Raw genomic sequence first — 16,606 nt, 5'->3', positions numbered from 1 at the left:
TTGATTGTCAGTGTGTTTTAGTATGCATTACTCATGCTTGTTTGCTTTAGCTTCAATAACAGCCAGCGGCATACTGGGTTTGTGATACAGCACGATATCAGCAGACTTAACCGTTTTGCGCACACCCAATTGACCACGCACAATGACTTTACCATCGCGCAATTTCACCTCTTGGCGAATTTGCGACATATCATCCCACCCAGCATTTTTGATAGCTGGCATGATGAATTTGCTGATGATGTCTGTTTCGGTAAGCTTGGCTTTATTGATACTCATACGAGATCTAGATCCTTCTAGCGCGATTGCAAACGACAATAATATTGAGTTTGCCACATAACCTTGTTAACACCAATGGATACATACAGATACAGATCTAAAAATGTAAAAGCGTGATTTTGCGTAAACATTACGATTGTTTGATGTTGATGAAGGATCTTAAATCGATTAGCCTTACTTTACCGCCCAAACTGATCATGTTTTTCGAGGTTTAGTGCATTTTATTTCGTATAGACAAAGCGTATCTAGACCAAATCGTGTTAGAGCCTAAGCTCTAACACTCACTATTCGCATTATGATAAGTATGCTTTAGATTGGCTTGTTAGCTGTTTATTTTAAATTTCACCAGCAACTGCATTCAATGCATTTTGTTCTTGTTTTCTTAGGTAATTTACAACTTTCTCTTCAAACGATAAATCAGAATAGAATTGCTTGATTAGGTATTTTGAAGGGATATCAGTCCGTTCCATTAATGGGACCGCTCGACCCGTCGCAATGACGTAAACATGAAAATCTTTATAACGTGCCAACATAGGTTCAATAATATTTTTAAGCAACGCATTAGCCAACAACGTAGCATAACCTTTATTACGATGCTCTATGACTGTTACAAAATGAATAATACCCAATTCTTTATAGTTCACACCTTGATGAACAGTAACTTTGTCTGCACGTGCTTCAAAGTTTTCAAAAAGACTGTACCCTACCAATTCATCATTTGCATAAAGTTTAATTATTTCTGCTTGAGTCCCATTTTGTAATTCCTCGTGCTTATCTAACCACTCAAAAATGTACCACATTTTCATGTCGGCCTGACCCAAGGCGAGTAATTCATGAGTACACGTTTTGACATTACAGTGTTCGAATCTAAGCATTAATAAACCCTGTGAATCTTCGTAAGTAATTTAACATTGACCTGTGAACTTACTTTTATATAAATAGAGCGCAAAATCAGCATAATAAAGACTAAGTTTGCGATTACGAGTTCTAAACAGGCTCCAACACTACTCTTCGAAAGTGCAAATCCAACATCTTACTTTAGACTTTTCAATTAACCCCCGATAATGTCACTTATCGGGATTAACAAAACAGGAATTTATGAGTTGCTATTAATCTTCCATCCAATCCATATTCGGTAGTGCATTCAAATGCTGGCCATAACGTATTTCGTTAAAAGAGCAACCATTTTTCATGACATCAAAAACTTCGATAGCCAACGCGCAAGCCATCATTTGAATAGCTTCGTCACGCGGTGTACCTGTCATGACTAAGCGCATCAAGGTTTCTTTTACCTTTTTGGGTTCACCGTCGGCGATTTGATTTTCGACTACTTCAATGAGTGTTTCTTCGGTCATGTAACTGTCTTGCTGCTTATCCATTATAACGACTCTGTTAAATATTTGACGCCATTATGCCGCAAGCATAGTGCAAGCAATAGAGTAAACTCTGAAATATTCGAGCGTTGCAGTCAATATCGTAACGTAAAGGTAGAGTATGATTTATCTGTGTTGATAATCTGATTGAATTTTGTGCGCCGTAACGAATTTTTTGAGCTGACAATATCATCGACTAATACTTAAAGAAGCACAAATGGGTTAAGCCCCTAATCCATTTGTGCTCATTTACAAGCTAAGGCATCTACTCATATATGAACAGATGATTGCTAATAGCCTTCTTGTCGCCCCCAACTCTCACGTCGACCCGGTAATACTTTTGAGCCGTGAGCCAGCTGTTTTTTGTTTTGTACTTATGGCCTTTATGTATTTATGGCCTGCGGCCACTAACGTCGTGCGCATCGCCCACACCAGAGCAAAGGGGTAAAGCGCATTCTGGTTTATGAATCAGCCTGTGCAAACCGTCAGCATTCCGGCAATTTTCTTTGCTTTTTAACAAAAACAACAGCAGCGAAAAATTACGATGAAAATCAATCCAGTTTTGGACTTCGTTTATAACCGTCTTCGGCCCCTCTGGTAATAAAGAGTGAAAATGCTAACGCTTCAGATGGGAGTCTTATGTGAATGGATTCACGAATGTCGTGGTGGCAAGGTCAATGATGTTCCCGACATCATAATGACATTCCCCATATCCATATGGATCAGATGCCAAGGAACGACCCTTCCCCTCCAAAGCTAGCCTGACGTCCTATCAAGCTCACGCATTCTTTTATAAAGAGTCTTCAACGGCCTCAGATTAGAGTTGAATTCAAACATTTTTAATCAAGGCATCTAGATCAGTTTTCGACATAACGTTTAGAGTTATCAACTCAATGTAGACTCAAAATATGAGGAAATGTAGCTCTAAGGTCTAACGATTTAGCCAATATTTCTAAACCAGTTCAATAGTGTGTCTTCATTGAGCTGGTTTAGATCCTTATCAATCTATTGACTAGATGATGTATCAACGATGGTATTCACCAGCCCTTTCTGGTTGATAAAAAATTTCATTAATGGTTATTTTTATTAACCCCCCACCAGGCTTTGGCCATTCAATTTGATCTCCTTGAGCCAACCCAAGTAAGGCACTCCCAACCGGCGCTAGAATAGAAATTTTATCGCCTTTCAAATCGAGATCTTTGGGATAAACAAGCGTCATTAAAAACTCTTCTCGAGACGCCTCGACAGTAAATTTAACCGTTGAATTCATGGTAACAATCGTAGTGGGTATTTCTTTTGGATCTACGATAATGGCTCGAGCGAGTTCTTCTTCAAGCTCACTTATACCTACCATTTTCTTTGTAGGTAAGGACTCGATTAGCGTAAATAATCTCTGTGCATCAAGTGATGAGATCGTTATTTCAGGTCTGTTATTCATTTTTTCCTCCAAAATCTAATAATCATGCTTTGAATATTTTACCTAACGATCAAACTTTGATTTTAGAAAGTTCAATGAGGTAAATAACATTATTAATCTAGTGACATTAATTTAAGAAATTACATGCGGTTGTAAATATTATTCCTAGTTTATTAAAAATAACTGAATAGCTGAGTGCCAGTACCTTAAAATATGGCGGAAGATGCAAGCTACTACAATGTAAACATCCATGTTTGTACTTTCAATCGTTATTATATTGCTCTGCGGCTGAATTTATAACACCAAAAATCACACATGAATTTAACAAATAAACCAATAAGCTGTGCAGTACCTTTAAGATTGGGGGATTATCTCTGGTATTAAATTTTAATCTGGTGTCTTTTTGTGTACTAAGGGTTTAATAAATTTTTATCATGAAGTCTATTTAGAAATTAATGCTTTAAAGATGATCTCTTGAGCCTTATGTTGTATAGAGTTTACTAACACTTTTTCAGACTCCACCTGAACCTTGTGTCCATTAACCATTGTAAATTCATCCAAATAGTTAACTAACTGCTTAACTAGACCAATGTAATTTTCAGGTATCCTTATGGCTACTTTTTTTGATCGCTGAGTTGTTTGAGCTCTAATGATACTTACTCCAACATGATGCGATTTAACCTCGCTATTTTTTGCTGACATCTCTAGACTCCTGCACTTTGTTTCATAGAGAAAGTTAACATCATTATCAATTTTAAAAAATCATTAATGCAACAAAAATCCAATAAGTCTTTAATTATAAATAGTTAATACACTTAAGCTGCCTGTAATGTTAATGAGCAAAAGTTTTGAATGTAAAAAAATAGGCTAAATATAAAAAACACCTTCAGCCTATATATTACAATTCTACACTGTTGTGACCTAGCCCCACAAAATGGTGTTTTTACTGACAAATTTAATCCAAAAATTGTTCAGTTAATTAAGGGGGGAAGTACTACATATTTAGTGTACTAGCCTTTTTTCTTCCTTACCTTGACTACCTCTGTAGCATTTGATTCTTTTTTCAACTTACGCTTTTCTTTTAGCGACAACAATGGTTTTTTCATTTCATGCTTAGACATATTATTACCTTATAAACTAAATATTAATCACGTTTATTTAATGCAACAAACTCGTTTTTTGAAATAAATAATCCACCGCCCTCCTTTTAGAACTTTTTTGGTTTATTTGTATTATATTAAAATTAATTGTCATTACAGACTTTTAAAAAACTAATTATTATCTGTAGATAAAGCAAAGGTTGAGTTAATCCTATTGACGAAAAATAGTTTAACAAAATCTAAGCCTCAACATATAAATGTAAGCTGTTTTTAAAATGTTAATTTTAATTGTAGATTCTGTCAGAAACAGATGGGCGCAAATGTACGCCCGCTTAATCGGGGAATTTTAGGGCGAAGCTCCCTAAAAAAATAATTGAATAGAATGTGAATATTGATGTTTTCATAAAGCCAATATAGCAGCTTAAATAATAACTTCAAGTATAGGTTAGCGGTAAAGTTGAGTATTCTACGGCTGTCATCCCAAACGTATGGGTTTGACTGTGAATACGGTCGACATTAGTGTTTGGTTACAAACCAAAGACCCACGTTAATTGTTGTTACAACTGAATACTGCAGCCAATGACCTAATTTTTACCCTCCAATCAACTTAAGTCAACTGGAGGGTAAAAGATTACTTATATACTTATTTACTTATTTACTTATTTACTTATTTCTTGGTTAACTTATATAACTTTGTCCAGCATAGATGATGAAGTGGCGTAACGCTAAAACCCCCGTCAAACTACAACAGGCAACTGATATCATGATGGCTTTAGTGTGACGAGCATTGGCAGGTAAAAACATAGACAGAATAGGAACGATAAACCCGATTCCGACTACGCCTATCCAAAACACGCTAGCCCAAATGTCGGTACTTAACGATGCTAATGCTTCAGCTGCTGCGCCTCCGGTGAAATAAAGAGTACTAAACAGCATCACTAAAAACATCATTTCAGACACGATTACCGGTAAATCTAGGCTATGCATTTTTGCCACATCGTTATCATGGGGGCTGCTATTAAAACAGGTTAACGCAACGATCAAGTTACCCGCTGCTCCCGCTGATAAACCAGATGCTAAAAACAATGCCGGTAATACTGCAGTATTGAGCATTGGGTAGGCATTCATGGCCGAGATTAAAAAGCCAGTATACGCACCAACACCTATAGCAAGTACAAACAGTAGGATTTCGATTACTTTACGCATTGGCAATAGCATGTGCCCTATTGGGGCTAAAAATCCTAACTTCCACTTTGGTAAATCATCTCGCAATACAATCAATGCATAAGCAATACCTAACGGTGAATAAGCCAATAAGGCCAACACACCAATCGCCATTACAGATGTAAAATTATAATTGACTAAGATGAGCCAGAAATGAAATGGTTTGGTTAAATCAAACACTAAACAGGCCAAGCCTAAGCTTATGGCTACAGGCCCGATAATGGCAGAGGCTTTTAATATCGAAGTTTCAATATTGCCCCCTTTACTATACCAACGCATACCAATACCAATGAGTACGCTACCTGCCGATAAACCGGCCATAAATAAATAAACGGCGATAACCCAGTTCCATGTCACTGGATCATATTGCGCCATGTCGCCCCATATATTGTTCATGACTCTATCCCTCCTCGTTTAGTCGGAACACGGTACACTCGTGGTTTGGTACCTAAATGCGTTTTGTCTTGATAGGTTATTTTTGTATTCAGTAATTGAGCAACCTCACTTTTGCTGTCGTTAGCATCACCAAAATACAATGCATCTGTTGGGCATGCTGTAACGCAAGCGGGTTGTTCATCTCTGGTTAGGCGCGAGTCTTTACAGAAATTACATTTGTCTGCAGCCTTTGTTATAGGATTCATAAAGCGCACTTTGTATGGACATGCCGCGACACAATACATACAGCCAACGCACTTATCGTTATGAATAGACACTAAGCCATTTTCGTCTATGTAAGCAGCACCTGTAGGGCAAACACTGACACAAGGTGCGTCTTCGCATTGCTGACAGGACACTCGGTGATATTTAAAATGTAAGTTTGGTGCTTCACCAAAAGGACCTTCCACTCTAACTTGCAGGCGTGTTACCCCTTCAGGGACTTCGTTTTCACTACGACAAGCTATATTGCAAGCTTGGCAGCCGATGCATTTATTTTCATCATGCACCATGACATATCGTTTGCTCATAGGAGACTCCAAATCAATTAGTTACCGGCTAAATTTTTACCAACTTGACACCCGTGGTATGTAAATTCATGCCACAGATGGGGGCGATGACATTAGGAAGTAGGTTGCCGCAATGGATACCTTTTCCTGTGGCTCGCACCAGTTCTTTATTTTTGGAGCCAAAGCCCATGTATGCAAACACAGTATCTTGACGAATCCCTGGGGTGACTAAGGCGGTGCCTTCCTCACTGCCCACACTGCTGGTTAATCTAATCGCATCACCGCTATGGATATCGAGTCGCCCGGCCGTTATTGGATGGATCCAAATCGCATTTTTCGACATAAGATTGGCTAACATTGGAATATTATGGGTGGCGCCATTGGTGTGTACCGCGACCTTCCCTTGTATAAAGTACAACTCATCAGCTTGTTTTAGTTGTACATCGCGATGCTTAATCACACCTCGACCTGGAGCCATGCCTTCTATTTTGGGTGACGTTAACTCAATCTTGCCGCTGGGTGTTTTAAAGCTCATTGAGCTTGCATAAGTACCGTCTGCATCAACACTTTTGGCATTGGGATAAGCCTTAACGAATTCGGTAACCATTTCAGGTTCACGCAACATCAATGGCTTACCGTAGCTGACGTAACCCATTTTTTTGATGTGTTCCAATAAGCTATGATCGCGATTCAGCTGCATTAATTGCAATGTTTGTATATTGTCCCAAGGGTAAAATTGTTCAAGCCCTAAAGCTTGACCTAATTCTTTAAATATTTGCCAGCTTGGGCGAGTATTACCAATGGTTTCAACCACACGTTGACGAACATAATAGGCCGGATTTTTACCTGATTTATCTTGTATCTCTTCATCGCGTTCAAGATAAGTCGATTCTGGCAAAATATAATCTGCGTATGCAGCGGTTTCACTGATATACAGGTCACATGACACCACTAAATCTAGCTTTTTAAGCGATTGTTCTACTTTGGCTCGGTCTGTAAGGGTTTGCATTGGGTTAGTACGGCTCATTACCCATGCTTTTAATTGATACGGTTTGGCGTCTAATGTTGCATCTAAAATGGTTTGATAAATGCCACCATTTGACCACATCATTGCATACTGCTTTTCAACCTGGTCAATGCGGATTGCCGTTGGCTTAGGCATGCCTTTAACACCCGGTTTGGCTAGCGTTGGGGCCACATTCTCACCGGCAAATTTATTGTAGCCAGGTGCTTTCTGGCCCATGTAAATGCCCCCTTTTCGTTCGATGTTGCCAATCAATATGTTGGCTGCATATAGTGCACGGCGCATGTCGAACTCTTCTGGTGTAAAGGTTGCCCTGTGGCCAAAATCAACAACGGCGTGTGGAGCGTGGCTTGCGTATTCATGTGCAATACGTCGAATGGCAGTGGCAGACACATCTGAAATAGTTTCGGCCCATTCTGGGGTATATTTTTGTACTTCAGCGGCGAACTCATCAAAACCAACAACATATTTTTCAATGAAGTCATGGTCATATAAATTGTCATTAATCAACACATGACATAACGCTAACGCGACCGCGACGTCGGTACCCGGACGTATTGCATGCCACTCATCAGCCTTATCTGCCACAATTGAGAATCTAGGTTCAAATACGACTAACTTGGCTCCTCTATCCATTTGAGCTTGCATCAAGCCTCTTGTTTCAGACATATTGATGCCTTCATACAAGTTATGCCCAAAGTTGATGATGTATTTGGCATTGCTCAAATCACGCTTCATTTTGGTGCCAAATATTGCCTTAGCAGCAACAACATAACTGCCCGGGCACGTTGAGGCATGAGTAAATGTATTGGGCGATCCAAAAGCCTCAGCAAGATGAAATATATGACCTGAAAGTGAACCAGACTTTGAAGAGAACGCTATGGTTTCTGCACCATATTGTTGTTTTATTTGGTTCATTTTGGTGGCGATTTCTTTATAAGCATCAGCCCATGAAATCTCAGCCCATTCACCTGCGCCGCGTTCACCCACACGCTTAAGTGGATTAACGATACGCTGTGGATCGTAAAGTAAGCTATGGCCAGCTCCACCTCGGGCGCAGACTTTGCCACCAAACGATTTTGCTTCTTTATTACCCGTAATAAATACGTTTTTGCCATCTACAATGCGTGCCTTAATAGGACACCGCGTTGAACACATTTCACAAATACTGGCAACTTCAGAAGCAACACCTTTTAATGGTGACTTTTCTAACGCTGCTAGCGAACCAGGAAGCATGCTTGCTAAAGCACATGTGGCACCACTGGCACCCGCTCCCTTTAAAAAATGACGTCGATTTAACTCAATCATGATTGCCCCCCTTCATCTTCAACGAAGCACGAAGTTTTTCTCTGTTTACTTATTATTAATGGTACTAACCAGACCCAATCTGTAGTCAGCATCATCGCTAACACCATTGTTAATCCATATGTAAATTAAGGGTATTGTGGTAAACCACATTGAGGGGCGTGATTTGATTGATGTCACGGTTTAACATCTCAATAAAATGAGATAAGCCAAAAAAGACAGGTTGGAATAAAAGTAACTAGGGGTATTTGATTGATTAATCGGGCATAGCATTTAATGGGATAACAATGAGAACCCTACATCCATATCGCCACGGTGGGCTTGGGTCATCTTTGCATTTTGATAAGTTTATCTGGCCACCAAAAAGCGCAATAACATCACTACAAATAGCCAGTCCTAGCCCTAAGCCATTGGCTTTGGTAGAAAAGAAACTTGTTTTAAAATCATCGTTGGCACAGGTTAACCCAATACCATTATCATAAATTTTCAGCTGTAAACTTTGATCAACAATGTGTAAATCTATCAATATCCGTTTGCGGCTATGAAGTGGAAACTCTTTTTCAGACACTGCATCAATGGCATTTTTTAACACGTTAATCAACACCTGACAAAAACCAACTTTATCACCATTTAGCTTAATTTCAGTGGTAGTCAATTGAGTTTTGATGTTGATTTTTTCTTTTTCGAACTCATGCTCTAGTAAGTCTAGGCAAATCATTAATTGTTCTTGTACATCAAACTCAGTACTTGCAGTACCTTTTCGTTGCAACAATTCTCTGATCCTATGAACGATTTCTCCTGCACGCATTGACTGCTGGTGTATTTTTTCAAGTAATTGGTATTGTACTGAGTTTGTACCAATATTTTTTGCCTGCTCAATCATACCGCCTTCACTATATTGTGTAATGGCCGCAATGGGTTGATTGAGTTCGTGAGCTAAACCGGCTCCTATTTCACCTAAAATTGCTGCGCTTTGCATGCGCTCAAGCTGCAATGCTTTATTTTTCAATTGGCGCTCTGTATTGATTAAGAACTCGCTCTTTTGTCTAAATTTATATTCCAACCAAAGATGATATATGGTCGCGATAACAAATAAACCCAATAAACTAAAGCCCCATTTTTGATTAAGCTTTATCCATTGCAACACCTGTAGATGCACAGGGCTATCATCTGCATTTAAGTTAAGGTCATTAAACAATTTAACCACTTGAAACTGACTAATGGGAGCTGCCCAGCCTCGATTTTGTCCGATGATTGACGCTGGGTCATCCATACTTATCGACAGTAATGCCCGAGTGATCCCCGTTCTCACCATTAACGGCACCGCATCCGACGATGCAAACGACCAATTCGGATATAAAGGGGTGCTTACAGCACATTCATAATCAGCTGGAGTGACATCATTTATTACACGATAATCGCTAGCCTCGATATAACCCTCTGCAACCATCTGTTCTAAAGTACAAAATGGAGTAATGGCTATATCAGCTGTGCCATCGCGGACTTGATAAATAAGCGGTTCAAGAGGAAAACCGAGAAACGTCACTTTGGAAAAGAAGTTATTGATCGAATAATCCATTGAATGAATTAGCCCTATCGCGGCTTGGTACCCTCCTAATGCATTAGGATCACTGGCCACCACGGAATGACCAGCAAGATCTTCTACACTAAACAAATGACTGTCTTTACGGACGATAATAGTCGCACCTATCGCAAAGGTGCTGCCATTATGTTGATTGCTCTTCATGGTTGCCAACCAGGAAATTGGATAGTCGCCACTCATATTAAAGTAATGGCCAGGATTGGTGACAACAAACTGTATGTCGCCACTGATTAGCTTTTGATTCATGTTGTTGAAGTCTAACGGCACAACTTCAAAGCTGGCATTGGCAACATTTTGGCTTAAATAGTCCATTAATGGCTGCCAGCGTTCAATACTTTTAGCCACACCATAATTGGCAAGCACTGCAACTCGGTAATGTACTTCAGTTTGAGTCGTAATGGGTTTTTCAATGTCCGCATCAGGTGTTACAGGCTGCGCACTTGCTTGAGTTAAATATCCAGCAAGAATTAATGAAAGTGCTCCAATCAGCAAAGTTTCAATTCGCATCCGTAACCTTTTAGCCATCTAACAATATTTAGTTAATCGGTACTTAGTCATAAACAAAGCAACCCGTTTTTATGCAACAAACTCAGTGTAGTGCAACTTAATTAACAAAACAGATGCATACAGCACAAAAGCAACCGAACAACTTGATCCACAATCAACAATGCTTACACTGTGTTAACATTTAATGAATTGATACTACATATGCACATGCTTAAAGATATTTATATGGTGGATGATGACCTAGCAATTCTTGATTCTATGCAATTTATGCTATTGCAATATGAATACAACTTACAGGTATTCAATAGTGCCATTTCGTTTATTAATACCATTGATATTACCCTACCAGGTTGTCTTATTGTGGACAGCAAAATGCCAGAAATTACAGGCCAAGAACTACAACAAAAATTAATTGCCGCTAACAGTCCGTTAGGCATCATTTTTTTAACAGGTCACGGTGATCTGCCGATGGCGGTAAATGCATTTAGACAAGGGGCCTGTTATTTTTTTCAAAAACCTGTGAACGGTAAAGAGCTGGTTGTCGCTATAGAAAAGGCCTTTACGTGTAGTCATAAGATGTTTGAATCTATTCTACTAAAACAACGATATAACACGTTAACAGAGCGTGAAATCCAAGTATTGCATCTATTAATTGAAGGTAAAACTAACAAACAAATGGCAGATGAATTATACCTTTCTCTGCGCACAATTGAGGTGCACCGCTCTAAAATTATTAAAAAACTAGCTGTGCATAATGCTGCTGAACTGGCTAAATTCAGCCCTTTATTAGCCTAGTTTTTACTAGCTTATGACATGTTCAATTGTGTTTACACTGCCCATAGCCCTATGTTTTTCAAGCAAATTGCAACGCAATTTATATGATACCTTTTATAAATGTTGTCCCCGGTTATGAATCCCAACTTTTGAGTGGTATTAACAGTTATTAAGTTTGCTATCACTTTTATTTAGCTTATTAAGCACTGTACATTTTAGTGACCCTTGATTGATACCCTTCTTAAGTTGATTTTATAAAGCCGTACATTGTTAATCCTCACAGCAAGCTAACCCTCAATCAGTCTGTTCATAATCTTTCATATATTGTCTACGTTCATTCATCCACTGTCTGAGTGCCATTAACAATTGTTATCTAATATAGCTGTCATCAGCAAAGGTAATTTTTAAGCGAGCAAGCTATGACAACAAAAAACGTAGTAGATCCCCAAAGTAATGTGAAGTCTAAGGAGCTGAAAGCTCTTGGATTTATCATTTTTTTATTCTTTCCCATTATCACCGTAACCAGCATTAGTGCGTACGGTTTTGTCATTTGGATGATCCAAGCATTTGGTGGCGTTGTTGCGCACTAATCCTCAAACAAATTATGAGTCAATCTTATAAAGGATGCTGTTATGAAATGGTTTATTAATACCTGGCGGAGGCTAAACCAGCCTGCCAAATATCTTACATTAGGCACAATTAGCCTATCTGCTTTTTTAATGGGGATTATATTCTGGGGTGGTTTTAATACCGCACTGGAAATGACCAACACTGAAGAGTTCTGTATTAGCTGTCACAGTATGGAAAGCAAGCCCTACCAAGAGCTACAGCAAACGGTTCATTGGTCTAATCACTCTGGCGTTCGGGCCACTTGCCCCGATTGTCACGTGCCTCATAACTGGAGTCGTAAAATTGGGCGCAAGATTGAAGCATCACATGATATGTGGGGTTGGTTGATGCAAACTGTTAATACTGAAGAAAAATTTGAATCAAAACGTCTAGAGATGGCTAGCCGTGAGTGGAAACGCTTCGACCGTGATAACTCTTTGGCGTGTAAAAACTGCCATAACTATGACTCGATGAAATGGGATGACATGTCAAAGTTGGCGCAAAAACAAATGAAGCGTGCAGCAGAGATAGACCAGAGCTGTGTTGATTGCCATAAAGGTATTGCTCACAAACTTCCTGACATGGGGACTTCTCGTGCACCAGAACTCATTGCACAAGTAGGATCTGGCGAAACTGGTCTTGTGGTTGGTGCTCAGTACTTTACTGCCTTGACTAAACCCCTTTATTTTAATCAAAAAACAGATGTTGAAGCTGGCACGTTAAACATTGCCACTAAAGTGACGGTACTTGAAATCAATGGCAGTCGTGTACTAGTTGGGATTAATGGTTGGCGTAAAAAAATTGGTGCTGGTCGTGTTATCTATTTCGATTTTGGTCTTAACATTCTGTCAGCTCAGTTATCAAAAGATGCTGCGTTAGAAGAAGGCGTAATGAATGTTTTTGAACAGAAAGAAGACCCTATGACCGGATTAACATGGCAGCGTGTTGAAGCCAAAATTTGGACAGATGCTGACTACCTAATTAACGATTTACAGCCACTTTGGGATTATGCCCGCACCACTTATACCAGAAGTTGTAGTGTGTGCCATACCCAACCAGCAGAAGCACACTTTGACGCTAACAGCTGGCCTGGAATGTTTAAAGGCATGATTGCATTCGTCAACATGGACCAAGACACTCAAGCGCTTGTACAAAAGTACTTACAAGAGCATTCATCTACTTTCGATAAGTCGGCGCATTAATAGGACATCATCATGAACAGAAGACATTTTCTTAAAGGCTTAGTGGCGACTTCTTATGTTGGACTAAGCAGTACATCAGTTTTGGCACCATTCAATGCCCTTGCAGCTGCGGGCACTAAAGCAAATGACGACTGGTTGACTACCGGTTCGCACTTTGGTGCATTCAAGATGAAACGTAAGAATGGCGTGATTGACCAGGTGATTCCATTTGAGTTGGACAAATACCCTACCGATATGATTAATGGCGTTAAAGGCTTAGTCTACAACCCTTCACGGGTTCGCTACCCTATGGTACGCCTAGATTTTTTATTGAAAGGTCATAAAAGCGATACCAGTCAACGAGGTGATTTTCGCTTTGTCCGTGTCACTTGGGATAAAGCATTGACTCTGTTTAAAGATTCACTTGATGAGGTACAGACTCAATATGGCCCATCAGGACTGCACGCAGGTCAAACTGGCTGGCGCGCCACTGGACAACTGCATTCAAGTACCAGTCACATGCAACGCGCTGTTGGAATGCACGGTAATTTTGTCAAAAAAATAGGTGACTACTCAACGGGTGCTGGCCAAACTATTTTGCCTTATATTTTAGGTTCTACTGAAGTTTATGCCCAAGGTACTTCATGGCCGTTGATCCTTGAGCAATCTAAAACCATCATTTTGTGGTCAAATGATCCCTATAAAAACCTGCAAGTGGGTTGGAACGCCGAAACCCATGAATCGTTCGCTTATCTAGCGGAGCTTAAAGAAAAAGTAAAACAAGGTAAGATCCGGGTGATCAGTATCGACCCAGTGGTCACTAAAACCCAAAAATACTTAGGCTGTGAGCAACTTTACGTCAACCCACAAACTGACGTTGCGTTAATGCTGGGTATTGCCCATGAAATGATCACCAGTAAGTTACACGATGAAAAATTTATTGAGGGCTACAGCCTAGGTTTCGACAGATTCGTACCTTATATTTTAGGCGAGTCAGATAACGTAGCTAAAACACCAGAGTGGGCCAGTAAAATTACTGGTGTTAGCCCTGAAATTATACGTGATTTAGCTAAAGTGATGACCAAAGGTCGTACTCAAATCATGATGGGTTGGTGTATTCAACGTCAACAACACGGTGAACAACCTTATTGGATGGCAGCTGTACTTGCCACTATGATTGGCCAAATTGGTTTACCTGGTGGTGGTATCAGCTATGGCCATCATTACTCAAGTATTGGTGTTCCTTCATCGGGCGCAGCGGCACCGGGCGCGTTTCCTCGTAATCTTGATGAAGGCCAAAAGCCATTATTCGACAGTAATGATTTTAAAGGTGCGAGTAGCACCATTCCGATTGCACGTTGGATTGATGCCATTTTAGAACCGGGTAAAACCATCGATGCCAACGGGGCTAAGGTCACTTATCCTGATATTAAGATGATGGTATTTTCAGGTAATAATCCATGGAGTCATCACCAAGATAGAAATAAGATGAAGCAAGCATTTCAAAAGCTTGAATGTGTGGTCACTGTCGACATTAACTGGACAGCAACGTGCCGTTTCTCAGACATCGTTTTACCCGCTTGTACTACATTTGAACGTAATGACATTGACGTTTATGGCAGCTACGCTAACCGTGGTGTTTTAGCGATGCAAAAAATGGTTGAACCATTATTTGATAGCTTGTCTGATTTTGATATCTTTACCCGCTTTGCCAAAATAATGGGTAAAGAGACAGAATATACCCGTGGCATGTCTGAATTTGACTGGATTAAGAAACTTTATAAGGACTGTAAAGCCGATAATGCCGGTAAGTTCGATATGCCAAATTTCGACACGTTCTGGAAACAAGGTTATGTACATTTTGGTGAAGGCCAACCTTGGACTCGCCATGCTGACTTTAGGGATGATCCTGAAATGAATCCATTGGGTACACCATCGGGCTTGATTGAAATTTTCAGCCGTAAAATCGCCCAATTCAATTACGATGACTGTCCTGGCCATCCTACTTGGATAGAAAAGTCAGAGCGCAGCCATGGTGGTCCTGGTTCAGATAAATACCCAATGTGGATGCAATCTTGCCACCCAGATAAACGCTTACATTCACAAATGTGTGAGTCGCAGCAATATCGGGAAACCTATACGGTACAAGGTCGTGAACCCGTGTACTTGAATCCTACCGATGCAAAACAGCGCGGCATTAAAGATGGCGATGTTGTTCGTGTGTTTAATGACCGAGGTCAACTGTTAGCGGGTGCAGTGGTATCCGACAGCTTCCCTAGTGGGGTTATCCGAATTCATGAAGGGGCTTGGTATGGCCCAGTCGGTAAAGATGGGTCTAAAGAAGGCGGTAGTGAAATTGGGGCGTTGTGCAGCTATGGTGACCCAAATACGTTAACGCAAGATATTGGTACATCAAAGCTTGCCCAGGCTTGCTCCGCATACACTTGCTTGGTCGATTTCGAAAAGTATCAAGGTAAGTTACCTGACGTCAGTTCTTTTAGTGGCCCAATAGAAACGCAGCTATAACGTGTAAGTATTATCACTGTGCGCCAAGCGATTTAATTCTTGGCGCTTAAGTTAACAGCCATAATAGGGTCAGGAGATAACATAGATGAATGACAAGATATTGTATAACACGCCAATGAACCAGGGTCGTTCGATGGTGTATAAGCTGCTCTCATCACTGTTTGCAAAAGAGCTAGACCAACAGCTATTACAAGAGCTAACTGCAAGTCAGGCTCAGGCATTCTTTGCTCAATTGGCCAGTGACCCGTTATTGAGTCAAGACATTGAAACCATAAACTCAGTGCTTAATTCAACCCTTAACAGCGTCAATACTGATCATGCTTTATTAGAGCTTGCTGCCGATTATTGTGGCCTATTTTTAGTAGGTACAAAGCATAGCGCCAGTCCTTATGCCAGTTTATATCTTAACGATAATGCAGTTGCCAAGGACGACATACTCTTATTTGGTGAACAGCATCAGCAAATGCAAACATATCTAAAACAAAGCCAATTAACGGTTCAAAGTGAATTTCCTGAACCGTCTGACCATATTGCCGTTATTTTGGCTTATGTCGCTCACCAAGCGTGTGCTTGTGACGATAACACTCAGCTCAGCTTTATTAGGCAATATCTCCACGCTTGGTTACCCCGTTTTGTAGATAGACTTACCTCTGTGGATACTGGTCAGTTTTATTCAGCCATTGCTCACCTCACTCTGGCTTGGGTTGAAAGCGATTGTGTAGGACTAAAAGGTGCTCAGTAAC

The 16,606-nt window shown here is 40.1% G+C and carries 13 protein-coding genes and 1 pseudogene; 5 read left to right on the top strand and 9 right to left on the bottom strand.

Annotated elements, in window-relative coordinates; translation table 11 throughout:
- Positions 1-30: 30 nt before the first annotated feature.
- From SFRI_RS10315 to SFRI_RS10275, 9 genes and pseudogenes are all read right to left on the bottom strand, one after another.
- Positions 31-276: pseudogene (locus SFRI_RS10315) on the bottom strand (type I restriction endonuclease); the annotation flags it as partial.
- Positions 277-611: 335 nt separating this feature from the next.
- A complete protein-coding gene (locus SFRI_RS10310; RefSeq protein WP_244262870.1) occupies positions 612-1,082 on the bottom strand; it encodes a GNAT family N-acetyltransferase in 471 nt (156 codons plus the stop codon).
- Between the two features lie 303 nt (positions 1,083-1,385).
- Positions 1,386-1,655: a hypothetical protein gene (locus SFRI_RS10305; protein ID WP_011637465.1), complete on the bottom strand. Its 270-nt coding sequence runs from the start codon at positions 1,653-1,655 to the stop codon at positions 1,386-1,388.
- 1,018 nt (positions 1,656-2,673) lie between these two features.
- The gene (gene rnk / locus SFRI_RS10300; RefSeq protein ID WP_011637464.1) at positions 2,674-3,087 is read right to left on the bottom strand and encodes a nucleoside diphosphate kinase regulator; all 414 of its coding nucleotides are present in this window, start codon (positions 3,085-3,087) and stop codon (positions 2,674-2,676) included.
- A 420-nt stretch (positions 3,088-3,507) separates the two neighbouring features.
- On the bottom strand, positions 3,508-3,768 hold the full coding sequence (locus tag SFRI_RS10295; RefSeq protein ID WP_011637463.1) for a hypothetical protein: 261 nt from the start codon (positions 3,766-3,768) through the stop codon (positions 3,508-3,510).
- A gap of 1,076 nt (positions 3,769-4,844) precedes the next feature.
- Positions 4,845-5,786 (bottom strand): NrfD/PsrC family molybdoenzyme membrane anchor subunit, encoded by a 942-nt coding sequence (gene nrfD, locus SFRI_RS10290; RefSeq protein ID WP_011637462.1) that lies wholly within the window; start codon positions 5,784-5,786, stop codon positions 4,845-4,847.
- A complete protein-coding gene (locus SFRI_RS10285) occupies positions 5,783-6,355 on the bottom strand; it encodes a 4Fe-4S dicluster domain-containing protein (protein ID WP_011637461.1) in 573 nt (190 codons plus the stop codon). The genes nrfD and SFRI_RS10285 overlap by 4 nt, the downstream gene beginning before the upstream one ends.
- Before the next feature lie 28 nt (positions 6,356-6,383).
- Positions 6,384-8,666: a thiosulfate reductase PhsA gene (phsA, locus tag SFRI_RS10280; protein ID WP_011637460.1), complete on the bottom strand. Its 2,283-nt coding sequence runs from the start codon at positions 8,664-8,666 to the stop codon at positions 6,384-6,386.
- A gap of 253 nt (positions 8,667-8,919) precedes the next feature.
- Entirely contained in the window at positions 8,920-10,773 is a 1,854-nt protein-coding gene (locus tag SFRI_RS10275; RefSeq protein WP_011637459.1) for a sensor histidine kinase, read from the bottom strand.
- A gap of 201 nt (positions 10,774-10,974) precedes the next feature.
- Between SFRI_RS10275 and SFRI_RS10270 the strand changes: the two genes are divergently transcribed.
- The 5 genes from SFRI_RS10270 (at position 10,975) to torD (ending at position 16,605) form a co-directional block, all read left to right on the top strand.
- Positions 10,975-11,568, top strand: coding sequence for a response regulator transcription factor (locus SFRI_RS10270; protein WP_011637458.1), 594 nt, complete (start codon positions 10,975-10,977; stop codon positions 11,566-11,568).
- Between the two features lie 398 nt (positions 11,569-11,966).
- Entirely contained in the window at positions 11,967-12,137 is a 171-nt protein-coding gene (locus SFRI_RS10265) for a nitrate reductase (protein ID WP_011637457.1), read from the top strand.
- Between the two features lie 42 nt (positions 12,138-12,179).
- Positions 12,180-13,358 (top strand): pentaheme c-type cytochrome TorC, encoded by a 1,179-nt coding sequence (torC, locus tag SFRI_RS10260; RefSeq protein WP_011637456.1) that lies wholly within the window; start codon positions 12,180-12,182, stop codon positions 13,356-13,358.
- Positions 13,359-13,370: 12 nt separating this feature from the next.
- The gene (gene torA / locus SFRI_RS10255) at positions 13,371-15,863 is read left to right on the top strand and encodes a trimethylamine-N-oxide reductase TorA (protein ID WP_011637455.1); all 2,493 of its coding nucleotides are present in this window, start codon (positions 13,371-13,373) and stop codon (positions 15,861-15,863) included.
- Between the two features lie 100 nt (positions 15,864-15,963).
- Positions 15,964-16,605, top strand: coding sequence for a molecular chaperone TorD (gene torD, locus SFRI_RS10250; protein ID WP_404948498.1), 642 nt, complete (start codon positions 15,964-15,966; stop codon positions 16,603-16,605).
- The last annotated feature ends 1 nt before the right edge of the window (position 16,606 follow it).

The sequence above is a fragment of the Shewanella frigidimarina NCIMB 400 genome (genome assembly GCF_000014705.1).
GTDB lineage: Bacteria > Pseudomonadota > Gammaproteobacteria > Enterobacterales > Shewanellaceae > Shewanella > Shewanella frigidimarina.
Note: the sequence above shows the minus strand (reverse complement) of the source record. Positions and strands in the feature narration are given on the sequence as shown.

Bases quoted from the DNA above. Each gene is read 5' to 3' on its own strand.
- torA (WP_011637455.1), top strand. From the start codon at position 13,371: ATGAACAGAAGACATTTTCTTAAAGGCTTAGTGGCGACTTCTTATGTT.
- SFRI_RS10295 (WP_011637463.1), bottom strand. From the start codon at position 3,768: ATGTCAGCAAAAAATAGCGAGGTTAAATCGCATCATGTTGGAGTAAGT.
- rnk (WP_011637464.1), bottom strand. From the start codon at position 3,087: ATGAATAACAGACCTGAAATAACGATCTCATCACTTGATGCACAGAGA.
- torC (WP_011637456.1), top strand. From the start codon at position 12,180: ATGAAATGGTTTATTAATACCTGGCGGAGGCTAAACCAGCCTGCCAAA.
- nrfD (WP_011637462.1), bottom strand. From the start codon at position 5,786: ATGAACAATATATGGGGCGACATGGCGCAATATGATCCAGTGACATGG.
- SFRI_RS10265 (WP_011637457.1), top strand. From the start codon at position 11,967: ATGACAACAAAAAACGTAGTAGATCCCCAAAGTAATGTGAAGTCTAAG.
- SFRI_RS10310 (WP_244262870.1), bottom strand. From the start codon at position 1,082: ATGAAAATGTGGTACATTTTTGAGTGGTTAGATAAGCACGAGGAATTA.
- SFRI_RS10305 (WP_011637465.1), bottom strand. From the start codon at position 1,655: ATGGATAAGCAGCAAGACAGTTACATGACCGAAGAAACACTCATTGAA.
- phsA (WP_011637460.1), bottom strand. From the start codon at position 8,666: ATGATTGAGTTAAATCGACGTCATTTTTTAAAGGGAGCGGGTGCCAGT.
- SFRI_RS10275 (WP_011637459.1), bottom strand. From the start codon at position 10,773: ATGCGAATTGAAACTTTGCTGATTGGAGCACTTTCATTAATTCTTGCT.
- SFRI_RS10270 (WP_011637458.1), top strand. From the start codon at position 10,975: ATGCACATGCTTAAAGATATTTATATGGTGGATGATGACCTAGCAATT.
- SFRI_RS10285 (WP_011637461.1), bottom strand. From the start codon at position 6,355: ATGAGCAAACGATATGTCATGGTGCATGATGAAAATAAATGCATCGGC.